Source organism: Pseudomonas weihenstephanensis, from assembly GCF_016812185.1.
Classification (GTDB): Bacteria; Pseudomonadota; Gammaproteobacteria; order Pseudomonadales; family Pseudomonadaceae; genus Aquipseudomonas; species Aquipseudomonas weihenstephanensis.
This window is the reverse complement of sequence record NZ_JAAEBV010000001.1, coordinates 1-19,686: the sequence shown is the minus strand read 5'-3', so window position 1 is coordinate 19,686 and position 19,686 is coordinate 1. Positions and strand designations below refer to the sequence as shown.

Annotated in this window: 21 protein-coding genes and 1 pseudogene; 8 read left to right on the top strand and 14 right to left on the bottom strand. The window is 55.5% G+C overall.

The features are described 5' to 3' along the window. The first annotated feature begins 234 nt into the window (after nucleotides 1-234). The 3 genes and pseudogenes from GYN01_RS00110 (at nucleotide 235) to GYN01_RS22540 (ending at nucleotide 2,563) form a co-directional block, all read left to right on the top strand. Nucleotides 235-1,011, top strand: coding sequence for a hypothetical protein (locus tag GYN01_RS00110; RefSeq protein WP_048402889.1), 777 nt, complete (start codon nucleotides 235-237; stop codon nucleotides 1,009-1,011). Continuing rightward, a complete protein-coding gene (locus GYN01_RS00105) occupies nucleotides 1,011-2,051 on the top strand; it encodes a DUF6708 domain-containing protein (protein ID WP_203306381.1) in 1,041 nt (346 codons plus the stop codon). The genes GYN01_RS00110 and GYN01_RS00105 overlap by 1 nt, the downstream gene beginning before the upstream one ends. Continuing rightward, a pseudogene (locus GYN01_RS22540) lies at nucleotides 2,051-2,563 on the top strand (toxin VasX). Before GYN01_RS00105 ends, GYN01_RS22540 begins: the two are co-directional and overlap by 1 nt. Here the strand turns inward: GYN01_RS22540 and GYN01_RS00095 are convergent. The 3 genes from GYN01_RS00095 to GYN01_RS22450 form a co-directional block, all read right to left on the bottom strand. After that, a complete protein-coding gene (locus GYN01_RS00095; RefSeq protein WP_048402885.1) occupies nucleotides 2,546-2,845 on the bottom strand; it encodes a hypothetical protein in 300 nt (99 codons plus the stop codon). The pseudogene GYN01_RS22540 and the gene GYN01_RS00095 overlap by 18 nt on opposite strands. A gap of 362 nt (nucleotides 2,846-3,207) precedes the next feature. Then, nucleotides 3,208-3,678 carry a dirigent protein gene (locus GYN01_RS00090; RefSeq protein ID WP_203306380.1) on the bottom strand — a complete coding sequence of 157 codons (471 nt, stop codon included), beginning with the start codon at nucleotides 3,676-3,678 and terminating at the stop codon, nucleotides 3,208-3,210. A 117-nt stretch (nucleotides 3,679-3,795) separates the two neighbouring features. Further along, on the bottom strand, nucleotides 3,796-4,044 hold the full coding sequence (locus GYN01_RS22450) for a type II toxin-antitoxin system RelE/ParE family toxin (protein WP_193387786.1): 249 nt from the start codon (nucleotides 4,042-4,044) through the stop codon (nucleotides 3,796-3,798). A gap of 90 nt (nucleotides 4,045-4,134) precedes the next feature. Between GYN01_RS22450 and GYN01_RS00080 the strand changes: the two genes are divergently transcribed. Further along, on the top strand, nucleotides 4,135-4,830 hold the full coding sequence (locus tag GYN01_RS00080) for a tRNA (adenine(22)-N(1))-methyltransferase (protein ID WP_048365517.1): 696 nt from the start codon (nucleotides 4,135-4,137) through the stop codon (nucleotides 4,828-4,830). Between the two features lie 72 nt (nucleotides 4,831-4,902). Here the strand turns inward: GYN01_RS00080 and proP are convergent, their stop codons facing one another. After that, entirely contained in the window at nucleotides 4,903-6,408 is a 1,506-nt protein-coding gene (proP, locus tag GYN01_RS00075; RefSeq protein ID WP_048365518.1) for a glycine betaine/L-proline transporter ProP, read from the bottom strand. A gap of 249 nt (nucleotides 6,409-6,657) precedes the next feature. Then, nucleotides 6,658-7,038, bottom strand: a complete 381-nt coding sequence (locus GYN01_RS00070) for a RidA family protein (protein ID WP_048365519.1) — start codon at nucleotides 7,036-7,038, stop codon at nucleotides 6,658-6,660. A gap of 231 nt (nucleotides 7,039-7,269) precedes the next feature. On the opposite strand from GYN01_RS00070, the gene GYN01_RS00065 reads away from it, so the two are divergent. Further along, on the top strand, nucleotides 7,270-7,731 hold the full coding sequence (locus tag GYN01_RS00065; RefSeq protein WP_048365520.1) for an Lrp/AsnC family transcriptional regulator: 462 nt from the start codon (nucleotides 7,270-7,272) through the stop codon (nucleotides 7,729-7,731). An 18-nt stretch (nucleotides 7,732-7,749) separates the two neighbouring features. Here the strand turns inward: GYN01_RS00065 and metC are convergent, their stop codons facing one another. From metC to GYN01_RS00050, 3 genes are all read right to left on the bottom strand, one after another. Next, nucleotides 7,750-8,928, bottom strand: a complete 1,179-nt coding sequence (metC, locus tag GYN01_RS00060; RefSeq protein ID WP_048402883.1) for a cystathionine beta-lyase — start codon at nucleotides 8,926-8,928, stop codon at nucleotides 7,750-7,752. 241 nt (nucleotides 8,929-9,169) lie between these two features. Further along, complete coding sequence (locus GYN01_RS00055; protein WP_048365522.1) at nucleotides 9,170-9,385, bottom strand: helix-turn-helix domain-containing protein; 216 nt, start codon at nucleotides 9,383-9,385, stop codon at nucleotides 9,170-9,172. A gap of 9 nt (nucleotides 9,386-9,394) precedes the next feature. Then, entirely contained in the window at nucleotides 9,395-9,946 is a 552-nt protein-coding gene (locus GYN01_RS00050; RefSeq protein ID WP_048365523.1) for a DUF2975 domain-containing protein, read from the bottom strand. A gap of 277 nt (nucleotides 9,947-10,223) precedes the next feature. Between GYN01_RS00050 and GYN01_RS00045 the strand changes: the two genes are divergently transcribed. Continuing rightward, nucleotides 10,224-10,652, top strand: coding sequence for a LexA family protein (locus GYN01_RS00045; RefSeq protein WP_048365524.1), 429 nt, complete (start codon nucleotides 10,224-10,226; stop codon nucleotides 10,650-10,652). After that, nucleotides 10,642-11,922, top strand: coding sequence for a translesion error-prone DNA polymerase V subunit UmuC (umuC, locus tag GYN01_RS00040; RefSeq protein WP_238936057.1), 1,281 nt, complete (start codon nucleotides 10,642-10,644; stop codon nucleotides 11,920-11,922). Before GYN01_RS00045 ends, umuC begins: the two co-directional genes overlap by 11 nt. Here umuC and GYN01_RS00035 read toward each other — a convergent pair. Continuing rightward, on the bottom strand, nucleotides 11,919-12,404 hold the full coding sequence (locus GYN01_RS00035) for a DUF2938 domain-containing protein (RefSeq protein WP_203306379.1): 486 nt from the start codon (nucleotides 12,402-12,404) through the stop codon (nucleotides 11,919-11,921). The two genes, umuC and GYN01_RS00035, sit on opposite strands and share 4 nt — an antisense overlap. A gap of 79 nt (nucleotides 12,405-12,483) precedes the next feature. Here GYN01_RS00035 and GYN01_RS00030 point away from each other — a divergent pair, with 79 nt between their 5' ends. Continuing rightward, nucleotides 12,484-12,936, top strand: coding sequence for a helix-turn-helix domain-containing protein (locus GYN01_RS00030; protein ID WP_203306378.1), 453 nt, complete (start codon nucleotides 12,484-12,486; stop codon nucleotides 12,934-12,936). A gap of 5 nt (nucleotides 12,937-12,941) precedes the next feature. On the opposite strand, the gene GYN01_RS00025 is transcribed toward GYN01_RS00030, so the two are convergent. From GYN01_RS00025 to GYN01_RS00005, 5 genes are all read right to left on the bottom strand, one after another. Then, nucleotides 12,942-13,475, bottom strand: a complete 534-nt coding sequence (locus GYN01_RS00025; RefSeq protein WP_238936056.1) for a DUF1266 domain-containing protein — start codon at nucleotides 13,473-13,475, stop codon at nucleotides 12,942-12,944. A 133-nt stretch (nucleotides 13,476-13,608) separates the two neighbouring features. Continuing rightward, nucleotides 13,609-14,820 (bottom strand): PcfJ domain-containing protein, encoded by a 1,212-nt coding sequence (locus GYN01_RS00020; RefSeq protein ID WP_203306376.1) that lies wholly within the window; start codon nucleotides 14,818-14,820, stop codon nucleotides 13,609-13,611. After that, nucleotides 14,811-17,135 (bottom strand): tetratricopeptide repeat protein, encoded by a 2,325-nt coding sequence (locus GYN01_RS00015; protein ID WP_338053126.1) that lies wholly within the window; start codon nucleotides 17,133-17,135, stop codon nucleotides 14,811-14,813. The genes GYN01_RS00020 and GYN01_RS00015 overlap by 10 nt, the downstream gene beginning before the upstream one ends. A gap of 101 nt (nucleotides 17,136-17,236) precedes the next feature. Next, nucleotides 17,237-18,889: a WG repeat-containing protein gene (locus tag GYN01_RS00010; RefSeq protein WP_203306374.1), complete on the bottom strand. Its 1,653-nt coding sequence runs from the start codon at nucleotides 18,887-18,889 to the stop codon at nucleotides 17,237-17,239. Between the two features lie 173 nt (nucleotides 18,890-19,062). After that, the gene (locus GYN01_RS00005) at nucleotides 19,063-19,470 is read right to left on the bottom strand and encodes a hypothetical protein (protein ID WP_048402877.1); all 408 of its coding nucleotides are present in this window, start codon (nucleotides 19,468-19,470) and stop codon (nucleotides 19,063-19,065) included. Nucleotides 19,471-19,686: the final 216 nt, after the last annotated feature.

Sequence of the window (19,686 nt, the reverse complement as noted above, 5' to 3'; positions counted from 1 at the left end):
TCTGCGCGATCTGCGATCAAAAGGGCCTGGCACTGCTGCCACTGCGCTACGCCGTCGCACAATCTCTCAGGCGCCCGCCCTTGTTCGCGCATGGCGAAGTCGGCGGCGTCGCGTTGCGTGATGATCCCGGACGCCATTCGTGCAGGTGCTGTGTGGTTGGGCTTCAGCGATGTGGCCTGAACTGACACGGGGGCGAGAAATTCGCGGCAGAAAAAGGTATTTAGCTGGACCCTGATGTACGACGCAGATGTAGGCAAAGCCTTGAGTGTCGACAGTCGCGGCAAACTGAACAGCAACACACCGTTGCTGATGAGCCAGGACGAATTACGCAGGGTGATCGCGCAACGGCATGCGAACTTGCCGAGGTTGGCCAAGATGGATGTCGGTGCAGGCGTGGTGGGCGGGATACTGGATGGATGGAATGCGTATATGGCGGTGCAGTTGGTGGATAAGGAGGGATATACAGCTAAATCCAGTGTCAACTTGACTGCGGCGGCGTTTGGTTTGACCGGGGCAGGAGTTGATTTGATGGATCGGATCCTGAAGAAACTTCCAGCAGAGCAGCTACGTCTCGCTACGCCTTTCAAAATACTGCGTGAACATTGGATTGTACGTTTGGGACGGCTCGGATCGATAGCAAAAATATTAGGAGCTGTTGGTGGAGTTTTAACGGCAGTTGTTGATTTCATCGCCGCATCAGAAGCTGCTGCTGTTGGGGATAAGCCTATTGCTTTTTTACGAGGTGCTACCGGGATGTTGGGGCTTATTTTAACGTTGTTGGTGCTGTTTGGTGTGCTAAGTGCCGGGCTAGGATTTTTACTTTTTTTAATACTGGCTGGGCTGTCGATGCTAGGAGATTGGCTTATCAATTTAATTCGCGATAATCAGGTGGAAATATGGTTGGATAAAGTTTCTTTTGGGGTAAATGAACATGGTTTTTTTCATTCGGCAGAAGAGCAGGAAAGATCTTGGTGTGCTTTGATGGGCCTAGACTATCAGGAGACACAGTAATGAGAAAACGATCCTTGATTTATGATGGCTGGTTGACCCGGTATAAAGTAAATCGTGTGTTGGATGACTATGAGGTCCAGAATCGAATTAGTCGCCGTACGGCAATAAAATTGCCTCCTATTGATAAAGGGTTAGTTAAAATTAACAGTGTTTTTGTAGAGTGTGTGGATCGATATTTTTTTCTGCGCGGCTGGGCAGCAATGGGGGGTTCACTTGTGGCGAGTGTATGTCTCGCGTTTATGATTTTCTTTGGATTCGATTTGTATTTGGTGCTCTATGGTGATCTGGTCTTATCATCGTTTCAGGTGGAGTTCGCCATAGGGATGACTTCATTGCTTGGTATATTTTTCATTGTGATTTTTCTCCTGATTTTGATTAAGGATTTTTTTTGCTTTACTTACTACCCTATTCGCTTTAACCGATTGAATAGGAAAGTTTACATCTTTAAAAATAATAGTGCGAATGGAGTCTTGGCGCTGGGTTGGGATGACGTTTTCTGGTTTGTCGGACGCTCTCGTGACGGTTCTCACGATATTTATGACTTACGTGGCCATGTCTTGGATGACGAAAAAATCGTGCGGTATACCTTTGCTGTCGGTCAATACGGTGAAACTCAAGCGGAGATTTTGCAGCACTGGGAAACAATTCGATTATATATGGAAGAGTCTCCCGCCTCTCTGCCTTATCCACCGCTGGCTTTATCACTCTCGACCCAGCCGACCTTACGAAACTGTCTTCTCATCCATATGGGCTGGCTGAATGCCTCTCAGTCGGGAGTTGTATTCCTTCTGAGCGTGGTCTGGGGGTTTTTCCGCTGGCTGGCACTCAAGACCTGTCGTCAACCTCGCTGGCCCGCCGATATCGAAGCCGCGTGTCAAATCCCGGCCAATGACCCCTATCGGCAGACTGAGCCGTTGAGGGCTGGCGAGTTGCCCGATTTTGGCGCAGCAGAGGAACTTCGTCGATCTGAATATATACGGGAGGCTCGGGCTGCGGCCGAGGCATATGAACAGGCTCGCTCCAAGGCAAGCGCCAACTGATGGCGGAATGTGATCCTTCAAAAATCTGCGCGATCTGCGATCAACAGGGCCTGGCACTGATGCCGCTGCGTTATGCCGTCGCACAACCGGCCACTAAGAGTGCGCCAGCGATCCAGGCGCCGTTTGGCGAGGGCCTGGAATCAGTACCGCTGCCCACCGATAACGCCCACTACACCGTGCGTCACTTGCGCGGCGGTTACCTGTACGTGTTCAACGAAGTGCGTGGTGAGTGAAAAGCTTATGTAGTCAACGAAGATGTCTACCTGGTCGAGTACGACATTCACGATAAGACACCTCCCAATCTCTCAGGCGCCCGCCCTTGTTCGCGCATGGTGAAGTCGGCGGCGTCGCGTTGCGTGATGATCCCGGATGCCATTCGTGCCGGTGCTGTGTGGTTGGGCTTCAGCGATTTGGCCTGGACTGACACGGGGGCGAGAAATGCGCGACAGAAAAGATGGCCGAGGTGCTGCCGGTCAGGGTCAGCAGAGTCGAGCTTACTTCGTGCAAGTTAGCCTTGAGTACTTCGGCGGTTCCAGAAGGATGCCCGGTGTCATGAAGGTTGAGCAGTTGAACACGCGTCCCTTGGCTGTGGTGGCCTTGAAGGCCAGTTCGGCACCGCCGAGGAAGTCCTCCTTGCCTTTGGTCACGGGTCCCATAGTCAACTCATCGGTAGAGGCAAGCCCGATCGTTTCGGCGGTAACTTTGTGGAGTTGCAATACGTTGGGGTTGCTGGCACACGCTGCCAAAGCGCTGGTGAGTAGTAGCAGAAAAGCGACTCGGGAGATCGTTGTCATGAGAGTGATTCCTTGGACGTGAGCGGTTGCAGCCTCTTTTCTCTTAGAGAGACTGAACGATTCGTTTTGGAGTGTGGTTTTTGCCCTTCGGCGAGCGGAGTCTAGGAACGTCAATCTGCCCTCACAATGGGTCGGCAGAAATCAGGAGCGGGATGACCGCTTACGGCGTTAATGTCTGACAGTTGCGTCCTACAAATTTGACGTCGGTCTTGGTCTTAACGCAATAACCAATCCAGGTTTGTCACCGCCAGTGGGTTCCAGCGATCGGCTGGAATCCACCGACCGTGTAGCAAGGATGGTCAGGTGCTTCAGAGTGCAAGGTGGTTGAAGTAATCCTGGCGGAGTTCGCGCCGTTGCGGTTTTCAGGGGATTGGTCGGGACAACTTCAATGTTTGGGTGAAAGTGCCATTGCCGTTGGGTTGCGAGCTCATTTCACCCGTAAACCCGGCATATTTCCCGGTGCTGCCGATGACCGCCACCACTGATGTGCCGACCTCGTGCTCTTGTCCGGCCACCACTAGAGTGCCTTCGACGTTGCCTGTTGCGTCATGGAACAGCAGTGTCCACTGACACTGGCTGTGAACGCTAGGTTGTGTATTAACGCAGTAACCACTGTTGCTGCCGATATCCTGTTGATCTTCATTCATCAGGGGCTGGTCAAACACAAACAGATCGCCCTGTGTGGAACCAGTCGCCCCTAAATCCACCGTATTCTTGGTGCCCCGGTTGCCGTCCGCAAGGGTAACCAGAGTCAAGGATTCGGGCTCATGGGCCTGAGCGCCGAGGGGAAGTGTCATCAACAACAGGCAGAGCAGGCGAAAATAAGTGTTCATGGGGACTCGATTGTCGGAGAGAACGTTGCACGGCGCTGCAGGCCGTGTTGTCGTGATAAAGCGTAGCAATCGCTGACGGGATACGAGGGAAGAAGTATGTGAGTTTTTATGAGAGGTTCAGTGGGTCGGCAGGATCGGCGGCCAGTTTTGCGCCTCATGCAACACGCGCAGGATCCGCACACGGTCATCGTATATCCGGTAGGCCGTGAGATGGGGCGTGCGATCAATTACCCGTTCGCGTGTGCCGAAGGGGAATCGGCGCTCTGGTTTTCGACACTCACCGAGGCCGAAGCGCTTGACGTCTATCCCCGGCTTCAAGGCGAACACGCTGATTAGGCATTCAAGCCTGACTTCAACGCGTTTCACCGCTTTACCCTGTAAGCCTCTCCACGCATCATGCCGCCCACTGATAAATGCCCGAGGTATCGGGCAGTCGTGGTCAAAAGGAAGCATCGTTTGAATGAACACACATTGTCCGTGCGCCTGGAGCGTGTGGCGGCGCACGTCCCGGCGGGCGGGCGTTTGGGGGACATAGGTTCCGATCACGCGTATCTGCCTGTGGCCTTGATGCGGCGCGGCGCCATCGTGGCAGCCGTAGCAGGCGAGGTGGCGCTGACGCCGTTCCATGCGGCCACCCGCACCGTGCGTGAAAATGGCCTGAGTGAACACATCACTGTGCGCCTGGCCAATGGTCTGGCAGCGATCGAAGCCCAAGACGCCATCACTGTCGTCACTGTCTGCGGAATGGGGGGCGAGACGATCCGCGATATCCTCGAACACGGCAAGGCAATACTCAGCGGTGAGGAGCGTTTGATCTTGCAGCCCAATGGCGGTGAACAGCCTCTGCGCCAATGGCTGATGGAAAACGGCTACCGCATCCTCTGCGAGGAGCTGCTGCGCGAGAACCGTTTTTTTTACGAGATAATCGTCGCCGAGCGCAGCGGGCCGGTGACTTACTCTGCTGAGGAGTTGTACTTCGGGCCGTTGCTCATGCAAGCGCGCAGCCCGCTGTTTCTGGCCAAGTGGCAGCGCATGCAACAACAAAAACACAAGACCCTGACCAGCTTGAGCCTGGCGCGCGAGGCAGTCCCCCGTGAAAAAATCCAGGAAACAGAGCAATACATGCGGTGGATCACTGACTTGCTCAAGTGAACCTAAAGCGTAATAACAGCACGCTGTTCATTCACATGACACAGCGTGCGTGGCTCTCGGGTTCGCCTCACATCACTCTTCGATGCGCGGATGCTGCTGTGCCAGGTTTTTGCGCTTGGCTTCCAGATCGGCGATTTCCGCGTCGATGTCTTCGATTTTCTGCTCGATGTTGTCGTGATGCTCCTGGAGCAACTCGCGTGCTTCCTCAATATCAGAGGCTGCTGGCGCGGCGCCGCGTAGCGGTTTGTTAGCGGTTTCTTTCATGGTGATGCCCGTTACCAGGCCGACCACGGCGATCACCATCAGGTAGTAAGCAGGCATGTACAGATCGTTGGTGCTTTCTACCAGCCAAGCCACGGCAGTCGGGGTCAAGCCTGCGATCAGCACCGAGATGTTGAAGGCGCTGGCCAGTGCGCTGTAGCGAATGTGCGTGGGGAACATCGCAGGCAGTGTGGAGGCCATTACGCCGATAAAGAAGTTGAGCAGCACGGCCAGCATCAGTAACCCGGCGAAGATCAATCCCAGCTTGCCACTGTTGATCAGGATGAACGCGGGTACAGCCAGGAAAAACAGCCCCACGCTGCCACTGATGATGAACGGGCGACGACCAATCTTGTCACTCACAAAGCCGATCAGGGGCTGCACGAACAGCATGCCGACCATAATCGCAATGATGATCAGCACACCGTGGTTTTCACTGTAGTGCAGGTTGTGTGACAAGTAGCTCGGCATGTAGGTCAGCAGCATGTAGTAGGTCACGTTGGTTACGGCGACCACGCCGACACACGTCATCAAACTACGCCAGTGCTTGGTGGCCACCTCTTTGAACGACACCTTGGGGCCTGCGGCCAGCCCTTCACGGTCACCTTGCTCCAGTTTTTCGAGATGCTGCTGGAAGGCCGGTGTTTCTTCCAGGGCGTGACGTAAATACAGGCCGATCATGCCCAATGGCAACGCCAGGAAAAACGGCACGCGCCAGCCCCACTCAAGGAACTTTTCTTCCCCCAGCACGGTGGAAATCAGCACCACCACGCCTGCGCCGAACACGAAGCCTGCGATGGAGCCGAAGTCCAGCCAACTGCCGAGAAAGCCGCGTTTACGGTCGGGGGCATATTCGGCCACGAAGATTGAAGCACCGGTGTATTCACCGCCCACAGAAAAGCCTTGGGCCATCTTCGCCAGCAACAGCAGGATCGGCGCCCAGATGCCAATCGAGTTGTAAGAGGGGATCAAGCCAATGGCGAAGGTGCTGAGCGACATGATGACGATGGTCGCGGCCAGGACTTTTTGCCGACCGTACTTATCGCCCAGTACGCCGAAGAACAGTCCGCCCAAAGGCCGGATCAAGAAGGGCACCGAGAAGGTCGCCAATGCGGCGATCATTTGTACGCTGGGGGACGCAGTGGGAAAGAAGACTTTGCCCAAGACATAGGCGACAAAACCGTAGACGCCGAAGTCAAACCACTCCATTGCGTTGCCCAATGCCGCAGCGGTGATTGCCTTGCGCATCTTGGTGTCGTCGACAATGGTGATGTCTTTCAACCCGATGGGCTTGGCCTTTTTCTTGCGAGATATCATGCGTGTCCCTCTTCTATCTGTTCTGTCCGTTCCAAACCGCTGACCCAGTCGTATGAAGGGTAGACCCGTTTTGCGCGCGCTGAATGCCATCGCAGTGATGGCACTCGCTCTTGGGGATCAGATACATGGAGACACGAAAAAATTCACCGCTGGGCGTTTTTTCTTTCCTGACCTTAAATGTCCTCGGCTTGATGAGGCATCTGCTATCAGAGCGGCCAGAAAGCCATGCCCGTGCGCTGAGTTACACCATCAGCCTTTGGCGGCCATTGCGGTCACTTCAACGCGCATGCCTGCGACTGCCAGGGAGGCCACGCCCACTGCTGCGCGAACGGGCCACGGTTGGCTGAAGAAACGCTTGTACACCTCATTGAAAGCAGCCCGGTCAGCCATATCGGTAAGGTAAATGGTCAGGTGCATGACGCGCTCCATTGAACTGCCTGCACGCTCCAGTGCAACTTTTAGCGCCTGTAGCGTGCATTCGCTCTGTTCGGTGATACCGCCCAGTTCGAGGCTGCCATCGGCATGTGTCGGGATCTGGGTAGACACCAGTACGCCCGCAAAACAGGCGACATCAGACGAAATGGAAGCGGGGTCAGGATCAGGGATAAAGGTCAGATCAGGGGTAGTCATGGGGAACTCTTTTCCGGGGGAGGCGGGCCAGTGTACAGACGTCTGAATGCCCTAAAAACCCGATGAGGCGCTGCTGCAACTGTCTGCGACGGTTATTGGCGGGTACTTCAAGTGGCCTGATTGATACCAGGCGCTGAAAAGTCCGGTAGCGTCTGCGGGTGGAGTGTCGGACTATACCGAGCTTTCCACGGGCTGTTCTTCATCTCCCTGCGCATAAGGCCTCAACTTTTCATGGACAAGCTGGATAAGGCAATTCTGCAAATCTTGCAAACTGACTGCACGCGTGCGGTAGGTGATATCGCCGAAAAAATCGGGCTGGGTACTACGGCCTGTTGGCGCCGGATCCAGAAACTCGAAGAGGCGGGCATTATTCGTGGCCGCGTTGCGTTGTTGGACGGTAAAAAACTGAACGTGGGGGTGATCGTGTTCGTGTCAATCAAGACCACCCAGCACAACCCGGACTGGCTTGACAGTTTTCATGCCTCGGTGTCTGCGATCGAAGAAGTGCTGGAGGTGTACCGCATGGCCGGTGATACCGACTACCTGTTGCGCGTGGCAGTGCCTGATGTCGCCGCCTATGACGCGGTCTACAAACAGTTGATTCGTATACCGGGCCTGTCGGACATCAGCTCGAGTTTCTCGATGGAGCAGATCAAGTACTCGACGAGCCTGCCACTGCGCTATGCCCCCTGACGGTTCCATCGATCAGCCTCAGGCGACTGCCACACAGGGCTTGTTGAGCGCGATGTCCAGCGCACGATGGAAGTCGTGCTGCAAATCATTGATGTGCTCCAGCCCCGCATGCACACGGATCAGATAGCCCTGCGCCGGGGTGCAATGATTGCGCTGAGGCTGCCCTACGGGCACGACCAGGCTTTCAAAGCCGCCCCATGAAAGCCCGATGCCAAACAGTTTTAAGTTATCGAACAAGCGGGCCAATACCACCGGGTCTTGTGTATTGACCTCAATGCCGAACAGTCCACTGGCACCCAGAAAGTCGCGCTTCCACAGGTCATGGCCGGGGTCGCCAGGCAGCGCGGGGTGCATGATGCGGGTGATCAACGGATGGTGTGCCAGGCTGCTGGCCAATTCGACGCCGTTGCTCCAATGCCGTTGCAACCGTACGGGCAGGGTACGCAGACCTCTCAGCGCCAGAAACAGGTCATCCGGGCTAGCGGTTTGGCCAAAGTCATGGGCGCCGGCTTTTAACAGGGACCATGCCTGTTCGTTGGCCGTAGCGACTCCTAGCAAGGCATCCGAATGACCGACGATGTATTTGGTTGCAGCCTGTATCGACACATCTACGCCGTGTTCGAACGGTTTGAAATAGAGCGGCGAGGCCCACGTATTGTCGAGCAGCACAAAGGCGCCCACGCTGTGGGCCGCCTGGCAAATAGCCGGCAGGTCGCACACCTCAAACGTCAGCGAGCCAGGCGATTCGGTGAATACCACGCGGGTATTGGCTCGCAGTTGCCGCGCAATGTTCGCACCTGCGCTGGGCGCAAAGAACTCCACCGCTACGCCAAGGCGCGTCAGTACCGTGCTGACAAAGTTACGTGTCGGGCCGTAAATATTATCGGTGATCAGCACATGATCACCGGCACTCACGAAGGCGAGCAGGGCATGTACGCAAGCGGCCAGGCCTGAGGGGAATACCAGGCTTGAGTGGCCACCTTCCAGTTCGGCGATGGCGTCTTCGAAGGCGCGGGTTGTCGGTGTGCCGAAGCGGCCGTAGTGGGCGTATGGGTTGCCATCTTTTTTGCTGGCCTCCCAACTGCTGAAATCTTTGGCCAGTATGGTTGAGCCCCTAAACACGGGGGTATTGATCAAACCGCTGTAGGCTTGGGAGTCTCTGCCGCAATGGAGATAGTGAGTGGTGGCATCGTGCATGGTCGTCAGTCTTGGCTGAGAGTGTCGAAAAATGATACCGATGCATAGCGTGTTTATTTTTGCTTTTTATTCGGTATTTGGATTGATAATTAGAATGAAATTCTAGTTGGATGAGGTTTTAGGTTGATAATTCTCCAGGACGGCCGGATGGAAGCCGTCAAGGGTGCAAGCGCAAAGCGCGGTTACCCGCTTGCTGGCCTAGGCAGCGAGCGGGCAGCGCAGTGATCGGCAATGTTGCGTATCAACTCTCTTCATCAGCCCGATAGTGCAGCAGGTCACCCGGCTGGCAGTCCAGTGCTGCACAAATGGCCTCCAATGTCGCCAGCCTTATACCTTTGACCTTTCCTTGTTTGAGGAGCGAGAGGTTTTGTTCGGTGATGCCGATGATCTGTGCCAAGTCTTTGGACTTTACCTTGCGCATGGCCAGCATCACGTCCAGCTTGATTTCGATGGGCATGCTTACCTCTTAAACAAACTGCTGATTTTCACGCGCCAACACACATGCGCGGTGCAAGCTGCGGGCAACGATCATGACACTGGCTGCCAGGAACAAGGCAACCAGATCCGAGGGGCCAAAGCTTATGGTAAACAAGCGCTCCCCTTGCGGACGCATAAAGGTGATCCAGACGCTTAATACGGGGCCCAGCACGAAGCTGATCAGTACCCACAGCCCGACACTTTTCCCGACTTTACCCAGTAATTGCGCAGATTCTGGTGCGAAGTATTCACCCTCGGCGTAGAGCTTGAACAAAGCACTCAGGGCAACCAGGCCCTTGGCCAGAATCAGCAACGGAATACTGGACAATATGATTCCACCTGCAACTTGCCACCATGGCATGTATTGAGTCTTTGCATCGAGGCTGTCTGTCAGGGCCGTCAGGTTAAAGCCCGGACCATAAACGTTCATGACCTGGGGAAACAGCCAATAGGCGATATTGGAGAGCAGCATTAAGGCAATCAATATCAAGGTCGCAGTAGCCAGCATGTTGCTGTATTTCGCCAAGCGGTCGGTATTCATTCAAAAATCCTTCTGTGTGGGTAAGGGCTCTGCGCATGACGTGTGTGAGGTCACAGGCTGCGTATGGTACGAAGGATAAAACAGCAGGAAATGATTGTAAAACGATAATTTAATATCGTTTTATATTCATATTCCCCGAATGACTGCACCGCTAAGCCCGGCAGGTCATGACACTTGGTACCGCGCCTCTCGTCGAAATTTCCTACAGATAAATTGACCTGCAACGCTTGCCGAAGTTTACTGTATGCCTATACAGTTATTAGATAAGGCGTGCGTCATGGGTTTCACGGTGTTGGGTCCTCTGGCTGAAGGTGGTGTTCGCCGACCGTTGTGTTCGTTCAAGGTGCCTGCCGGTTTTCCGTCACCGGCAGCGGACCATATCGAGAAGCACATCTCCCTCGATCAAGCGCTCAATCTCCGCGCGGCCCATGTCTATCTCGTCACCATTGAGGGCGACAGCATGCAGGATGCGGGGATTTTTTCAGGTGACCTGGCCGTGGTCGACCGCGCGATTGAGGCGGGCCACGGGCATGTGGTGGTGGCGTTGCTCAATAACGACCCGATCTGCAAACGGCTGTCGAAGAAGGGCAACACGCTCATCCTGATCTCTGAAAACCCTAAATACCCCAACCGCTACATCATGGAGGGCGATGAGCTTTCGATTTGGGGTGTGATCACCCATACAGTGCGCACTCATGGTCACTGACCCCAAGCCGGTGTTCGCCCTGATCGACTGCAACAGCTTCTATGCCAGTTGCGAGCGCGTGTTTCGCCCGGACTTGGCCAAGGTCCCGATTGTGGTGTTGAGCAATAACGATGGCTGTGTGATTGCCCGTAGCTATGACGCCAAACCGTTTATCAAAATGGGCGCGCCCTATTTTCAGATCAAACAGTGCCTGGAGCAGCACGGTATCCGGGCGTTCTCCTCGAACTATGCGTTGTACGGCGACATGAGTGAGCGGGTGATGAGCCTGATCGAGGCTCAAGTGCCTGCCGTCGAGGTGTACAGCATTGATGAGGCGTTCGCGGACATGACCGGTATTACAGATGTCACCGAGGTAAGTCGGCAATTGCGAGCACGTATCTTGCAATGCACCGGTATCCCGGTCGGTGTCGGTATCGCGGCGACCAAAACGTTGGCCAAGCTGGCCAACCACACAGCTAAACGTTTGCAGGAGCAAACGGGTGGGGTGGTCAATCTGTGCCCGGATATTTCGCGTGACTGGGCGTTGCGCAATACACCCGTTTCGGATGTTTGGGGGATTGGGCGGCGCATGAGCGCGCATCTGGAAGGCATGGGCATTACCAAGGCCATGCATTTGGCGAAAGCCGACCCCTGGATGCTGCGTAAAAAATTCAGCGTGGTGATCGAAAAAACCGCCCGTGAATTGGCGGGCACGCCGTGCCTGGAGCTGGATCAACCCGACCCGCCGAAACAGGAAATCTGTTGCAGCCGAATGTTTGGCAAACGTTTGAGCGACATAGCGCCGATCAAAGAAGCGGTCGCGACGTACATGATGCGTGCTTCGCAAAAGCTGCGGGAACAGAAGTCTTATTGCCGTAAGGTTCGCGTCAGCATTCGTACCGGGATGTTCAACCCCGACGAGGCCAAATACGCCAAAGGGGTGGTGGTGACGTTGCCATACCCGACCGATGACGTGCGCCTGCTCACTAAAACCGCCGTCGAGGCGGTGGAGCATGTTTTTCAGCCCGGGTTCAAATACAGCAAGGCCGAAGTCATGCTGCTCGACTTGCGCCAACCGGGCGAGTTTTCCGATGACCTGTTTGCCCTTAACCAGCCCGCCGAAGCCAGCAAGGTGATGGCCGTCCTTGACCAGATCAACAACCGCTGGGGCAGGGGGACGCTGCGGGCGGCCAGTGTGCCGAGTCACCCAGACTGGGGCATGCGCCGAGACCTGATGAGTCAGAGTTACACCACTCGGCTGGACCAGTTGTGGAAAGTGTCCTGCCACTAAACCAGCAGCCAGCCCGCCACATATAAGCCAAGGCCAAAGGTCAGGTGCGTGAGCAGGCTTTTTTGGCGTGCCAGGCGCGGATTGGGAGTGTTTGCAGCCGCGATGCCCATGCCAAACGCGGGCTGCATAATCACCCACGGCAGCGCAACGCTAAGCAAGCCTGCAAACAAGGCGGGAACCAACGTGGGCTGATAGAGCCAATCTTTACCGACGGCCGCGACCAGCAACCCCGCAAAGACAACGCCGGTCAGGTAATGAAAGCCCCAGCCAATCAGGCGCTCATGCCGCGTGGGGCGGGCGCTGTTAATTGAGGGATGGCTGAACGTGCCCGAAACCATATGGCCTAACCATCGGCCTACGAGTGCGTAATCGAGTGATTGCACATTAAAAAGACGCTTGCGCAGCCAGGCCACGAGGTCCATAAACAGGGTGGCCCCCAAGCCAATTCCTACCATCCTGGCGATCATTTCAGCACTGCTCATGTCAGGTTCCCCTTGTCGGGCAGACGTTTGGGTTAATTGAAAGGCGAGTGTGCAGGTTCAAGTCGACTTGAGGTCAAGCATGAAAGAGTTGGGCATTGGTGAAGTCGTAAAGCGCAGCGCGGTGCCCGCATCGACCTTGCGCTACTACGAAGAAAAAGGATTGATCCGTTCAATAGGCCGACGCGGCTTGAGTCGCGTGTTCAACGCAGACGTGCTGGACCGTCTCGCAGTGATCACACTCGCGCAATCGCTGACGTTCTCACTGGATGAAATTGCTCCCATGCTGGGAGAAAATGGCCGGGTGACATTAGACCGGCAACAACTCACCCGCAAGGCTGATGAGCTGGACCGGTTATTAGATAAAGTCAGCGCGGTGCGTGATCAGCTGCGTCGTGCTGCCGCGTGCCCATCGGCCAGCCATGACCAATGTCCAAGCTTTCAGCAACGCCTCACAGAGGTGTCGCGCGAGGATACTCTTGCGAGCGCCTTATGCTTTCAAGGCCGCAATGCCCCCTTGTCATCACGAGCGTAGGGCTATCACGCAGGCGTCGGGTTCAAGGCCGGTAACTCGCGCCAAGGCATACCTGCCCATGCGCCTGTCTTGGGTGCCAGCAATTGATTCAACCGCGTTTCATTGAAACGCTCACCCAAAGGGTCAGCCCGAAAGGCCGCTACCCATTGCTGACGGCCATCAATGAACGCCTTGCCCAGATCCTCCCAACTGGCAAAACAATCCTGTGCACGTTGGGCGTTGAGTAACAGCACGCGCCAAACCGTTTGCTCAGGCAGCCATGTCATTAACATCACACAGCGCATCAGAAACGCTGTGCGGATACAGGCAAAGGCCATGGCTGCGCGAGGATCATCGTCGGGCGACAAATGCTCAAGGTCCAGGCCAAACCACTGACGCTCCAGGGTTGCTTGCAGATGCGCACGCACTTCGTCATCGGTGGCGGTGCTGCGAAACCCCAATTGATGCAAAAGTGGACCTCTGATCTGCGCCAATGTCTGGTCTGTAAACGCGGTGGTGCCCGGGTCATAGAACCCCGTCAACCCCTGGGCGTCGACCATAGGTTGGGACAGTGTCAGTGCCCACTGTTTGCGTTGCGTGAAGGGCGAAGCTGCGACAGCGCGCGGCTTTCTGAACGACCACCAACTCAGGCATAAAATCGTAATAATTAGAATCGTTACCATCGCAAATATTTCACCGTGTTTTTGCTTGCCAATCGATGATGCCCGCCGCGTGCGCAGAAGATAGGCCAACCCATGGCACACCCTCGGTGCTGAAGTGTCGGTTATCCGACAGATCGGGTGGGTTGAGGGGGGCGAGCACGTGGCGTGCGGCATACCGAACCGAGGCGGCTTGCGGCTCGACGTGCTGCAACAGGTCGACCTGACGGGCTGCAACCAGCCATTCGACCATGGCCGAAGGCGCCGCAAGGCGAGCAAACAGGTGCGGATAACGCACCACCAACCGGGTCTGGTCGCTGGCATCGCTGACCTGCTCGATACGCATCCAGCCTGCGTGTGTGCGCACAATCCCCATGGCGATACAGTCCGGTGGTGATTGTTGATCAGTGCCCAGCGCGTTCAGGCCCCTCAGCAGCGGCTCAACGTAGCGTTCAATGGGTGCACGGTTCTGTTTGCCTTTCACTTGCTCGATGGTCAGTTCGCCATTCGCGTGCACCGTCATGCTGAGCGTGATGTGCGGCTGGCCTTGGCTGTCACGCAAACTGAACAACCGCATGTGACCGTTCTCAGCAGCGTGGGCGTAGTGTTCGCCATAGCCTCCGGTCAGCGCTTTGCGATCGGCGAACTGCCCCAGGCAATGGCGCATGGCATAGCTTTCATAGGCCATTTCGGCGCGTAGCAATGGGCTTTTTGGCAGCAACTCAACCCACGTATGCTCACCACACGTCACCACGCTGCGCAGGGCTTGAGGCTGACTGGCACGCCAGCCTTGCGCTGTACGGGTGACCATTTGCGCATGCTCTTTTTCCCACAACATCAGCGCCTGAGGGCAATTAATGCGCTCAAGTTTGCCCTCAAGTGGCGTGCCGCTGCGCGACGCCAAAAACTCCACCAGCAATGCTTCCTGTTGCAGCAGGGGCGGCGCCTTGGGGTCGACCCACACCAGTGGCACGGTCTTGTCCTGTTCATTGAAGTGGCGGCTCAGCCACCGCGGCGCCGGGCTGCAACCCAGTACCGTGAGTGCATCTTCCTGAGTGTGGATACGCTGTGCAGGCTCAAAGTTGCTTACCAGATGGCGATAAAAGTGGTTCTGCAACCATGCGCGGATCGACGTTTCATCGCCCCGTGTTTGGCTACGCTCGGTAATGCCCTGTTTCAGCTCGTCTGCATTTAAGGCATTACGCGGTGCGTAACCCCCGTGGTGCAGGTGGGGCACTACTTCCATATCTGCCACCAGCTTTTATTGGCTGCTCTTTCAGCCCGTTGCAGCTCTGCAATGCTTTTCTTTATGGCTGAGGCGTCCGGGTTCGCCCAGTCGGCCTCGGTTGAACGGGTTAATAACGCACGCTGGTAATACTCGATGGCTTCGGCCCTGCGTCCCAAACGCTCGAACATCGAGGCGGCCTGGACCATCAGCGTCAGCATATTCGCGGTCTCGACTTGAGGGGCATAGCGCTGCCACAAGGCATATGCATTGTCGGGATGGCTGTGCGCCAGATAGCGTGCCAGCACCATGCGTGAAATCAGCCCGTTAGCCGTCAATTGCTGATCGCTGATGCCCTGTGCTTCCTGGCATTTGAGCAAGCGTTCAATCCAGATCAGAATTTCGCCACTACGATTCAAGGTAAGTAAGGCGTAGGCAACGTCACAAATATATTGGTCGAGTTCATGACGGCCGTAGCCAAACTCAAGGGCGTAATGCCAAAGCTGTTCGGCAGCCTCAACGATGGCCGAGTGATTATTCTGATCGCGATATACCCGAAGGATGCCGTCATAGTGCTCGGCAAACGGACTGGCTTGAATGCCACGCTGATGCAGGTTGATGGCACGTTCTTGCAGACTAGGTTCGTGGGCGCATTGGTACTGAATCGCAAGGTTGTTACACAGCATGGAGTACAGGTGCGTGCAGGCATTGAAGGGATGCCCGGTGCCGCTGGCGAAATAACGCTCCATGTGCGCCAATCCTTGCTCGTATGCATGGATTTGAGCGTTTGCCAGCAGCGCCTTGGCTTCTTGACGTTCTGTAGCCGGCAGCCCTTTAGACTGTTCTTCGATCAGATTGTCTATGTGGCCCGCGTAGTTATAAGCATGCAAGCCACAGATAAAAATGGGAGCAGGGTGTCGCAGTGCTGCAATCACCCCCAGAGCATGCACGCGGGCTGTAAACAGGCTGAAAGCGGTACGGTTGTCTTGCAAATTGCCGGCGTGGGCAGCTTCCAGCAACAAGGCCAATTGGGCCGGGGCATCAATGATGCCGGCCTCGCCATCGTGCACTGCCGCCAGACGCTTGATCCAGTAATGATCCGGTGCTCGCCGTTGCGCTTCGGCACGGGCCAGGGCAAAGACCTCGTTTAGTCTCTGTGCAGTATCGGTGGCTTGATATAGGGTTGCGAGCAAGGGGCAGGGCGCAGTGCTGCAGGTATCGAGGGGTGGCAGGGCTTCGATAAACGCGTGCAACGCCTCAGGCCTCGCGCAGGCGCGCATCACGCACAACGGCCACCACACCCGCTGGTCTTCGGGATCTTGCAGGCGTTCATGCACCAGGCGCACAGTGCCAGGCCATAGCTCGCTGCCCAGTTCGTAAACGTCGTGAAATGCGCGCTGCCCAGCGGCGTCGATCTGGCCGCTCTCCATCAGCCACGGTAAGTGGCAGTGGATGAAGTTATGACCTCCCTCACAGTCCAGGCTGAGTGTTGCCACCGCACAGATTTCCAGTGCTTGGGCAAGTTCGCCTTGTGCGTATTTGGAACGCGCAGCAAGACGCGCCATTTGCACTTCCCATTCGCGCTGTTGAGGCAGGGGTAAATGTGCCGTCAATTGGGTGATAGGTTGTTCAAACATTGCCAGGCGCAAAGGAATGATTTCGATCAGCGCATTCCCCAGCCATACCCAGTCGGCGGCATCGACATCCTGATCGGCGCCTGCGGTGCGTAAGGCGGTCACGGCGTGTAATGCCGCCTCACGTGCCTGTTCGTGTTGCTCATAAGCCGCCAGCACCCCGGCACGCCGTTGATGCCGATCCGCCAGGTCCCAGGCCTGCACTGCAACGCGATCAGGATTGGCAGTTGCCAGGCGATGGCGCACCTCAATGGTTTGCAGCGCCACCTCCAGGCTGCCGCACTCCAGCTCGTCGAAAAGACGGTGCTGGCGATAATGCTCCACGTCGAAGTCCAACGTTTGAGTCGCCATCGCTGCCAGCGCTTCAAGCTGCTCAAGCATGGCGCTGTCTTCATTCAAATAGTTGGCCAGGCGCAAGCGTAAAAAAGCCAGATTCATGCTCAGCTCAGGCTGTTGCGCGCTAGGAACGGTCAGCAATAGCGCAGCAGCATCCTGCTCAAGTACGGCTTTGGCGGCGTGCGCATCCCCGGCGTTCACCCACAACACATGCAGGCGGTCGATGGCATCCAGAGAATCAGCCTTCAGCGGCTGAGCACGCAGGGACGCCAACGCGGTATCGGCATCGTGTTCCTGACGTTCAGCGTCCACACGGTCCATGAATTGGTCCAGCGCGATGCCGGTAAGTGCCTTTAAATTGTTCACACTCAACTCCATGTGTTGACCTTATTTCGTTGTTTAACAAACTGCGTCACAGCAACGCCGCCATTGCGCAGCAAGCAAGGGCGGCTTGATGGTTAACCTGGTTATTGGGTGTCAGCCGCCTCGTCATCTTCTGGCTCGCCGCAGAAATTTTCCGGGTCGGTGGGCCACACTACTTTGCCGCTGCCATCAATCACTTGCTGCACATCGCAGCCAACCGTGCGGGTCTGAAAACTTGGCGTACCGTTGAGGCTATACAAGGCTCGCAGGCTGCGGGTTTCATCGTTTGGCGTACCTTCCAGCGCGTAAGCGAATAGCGCGCCGCGCGCTTCATCTATAACCACTTTTTGCCACTGCGCTGGCACCAGAAGCTTGCCCTTCAGGTCGTAGAGCGCAGTGTTTGTTTGGCGGGTTGATTCGGTCATGGCGCGGATAAAACGGCCACTTTTGTCCAGCGTAATGTTCAGATACTGGCCGGGTTCAATCAGCACCTTGCCGCTGGCATTCATCACGCCCAGCGTGGGCTGTTGATTGGCGGAGCCCAGAAACGTGACGGTTTTGGTAGGCGAATCGGGCTTTGCAAACACAAACAGATCAGGCGTCAAAACCCCTACCTGCACGTATTCGGGCTTGAGCAGTTCAATACCCTTGTCGGTGTCAAAAATGCCGTAATAAGCCACGAACATATTTTGCAGCGTACCGGTCTGGGTATAGCCAGGGGCATTCTTGAACATGCCCATCGGGGCATGCACTGCAGGTCCGGCCCAGTCGAACGTCGGCTCAGTCAGTGCTTGCCCGGTGCGTGCGATAAAACTGAATTTACCCCTGTCGCCGTCAGCAGTCATGGGCTTAACCATTGCGCCTTTCTGACCAAAAACCTCACATTCTGCATAGGCCGGAGCAATGGCGACCTTGCCCTGAAAATCCAGATAGCCACAGGGGCTGTCGTAGTTTTCCTTGAACGCAACCAAACCATTGCCAGGTACGCCCATCCAGTAATATTTGAGGTCGGTCAACAGCTTGTTTGACGCGTCTGCCAAGCCCTTCTTGCTACCGAGCGAGACCACGAAATGGTCGTTGGCATATTCAACGAACTTATCGAAGCCGACCTGTTTGGTTTCCCCCGTCTGGAGGTTAATCACCCAATTCTGAGCGTCACGTTCGGCAAGAATCCAGCCGCCGGCCAGCGCGATGTCTTTGTCTGTTGTTAGAGAGTCGAAGAGCGGCTCAGTGACAACATGCCCATCAGCGCTAAGCAGGCCGAACTTTTCGTCGATCCCGTAGACGATGTACTGACCCATGCCAGGCGGCAGGTCACCTCCTGAATAGATTTCATCATAAGCAGGCGCTTGAACTTCATTACCTTGCTGATCCATCACGCCAAACTTGCCATCACGTTCGAAACCGAAATAACCCGGTGTCAGCAAACGCAGGCCATCCGTGAAGTTGGGTTTAATGATCTGAGAGCCATTGGCATTGGCGAGATTCCATTGACCGTCTTCGGCAAAGATAAACGTGTTAGTCAGCGGTATGGACAATGTCACGGCATACGTATTATCGCCGTTGACCAACATCGTACCGTTTTGATCCAGTACCAGACATTCATCATTGACACAGACTGGAATGACCATCGAGGCGAGAGCAGCAGGCTGGGCTGTATCAGTTTTGGGGGCGGTATCTTCATTACATCCCGCCAGAAATAAGGCTGATAACGAAAACGCCAAAGGTGCCAGGCGGGCACTGAATATTCTTTCCATGACAAAAAATCCTTACAGGGGTAAGCCAATGCCCACTCACATATCAATAAGTGAATGGGCACTTGTGATGCGTTATATCCGGATGATCATTACCGAGTCCGACAGCCCTCAGCATTCATGGGCTATCGAAACGATGCATCCTGTACAAACGTCTTAATGCGCGCTCGTACTGTTTATGGCTGCATGGATTTCAAGCCTTGGCGCATGCCTTCATCGGCGCCTTTGCACCAGGCTTCAAGGCCTTGCGGGGCATCCTTGATATTCACAAGTTTGCCATTACTGCCTTGGATCATGCCCTGGCGGCCGGTTTTTTCCATCGCGTCCCCCGCGCTTTTATCGAACGTAGCCGGCATGTTAGTGACGTAATCCACCATTTTTCCGGCGTCAGCCTGGCTTTCTTTTTTCAATACACCTTGCTCGACACAGTACGAAATCAAGCCCGACATCGAGCGGCTGGTGTCATAGATTTGCTTCAGGGTTGCAGCATCGGGCATGCCCGCAGCAGGTGCGGGAGCCGCGTGAACGACAGAACACAAAGAAACGGAAGCTGCCAGCAACAGGGTTGAAAACTTGAGGTTCATGTTTAATCCATTAAAGTTGATGCAAGTTTGAACTTGCAGGACGAATCCTGACCGGTTCCGGGAGTGCCCGGGCAGGTGAAAGCACACCTGCATTAAACGGATTTAAGGCAGGTGTACAGAGCTCTTTCTGGTGTGAAGCGAAGGCACAATCAACTGCTAACAGCGCCTTTAGGGCCACTGGCTATTAGCGCCGCGCCACAAGCCGTCTTCATTCCA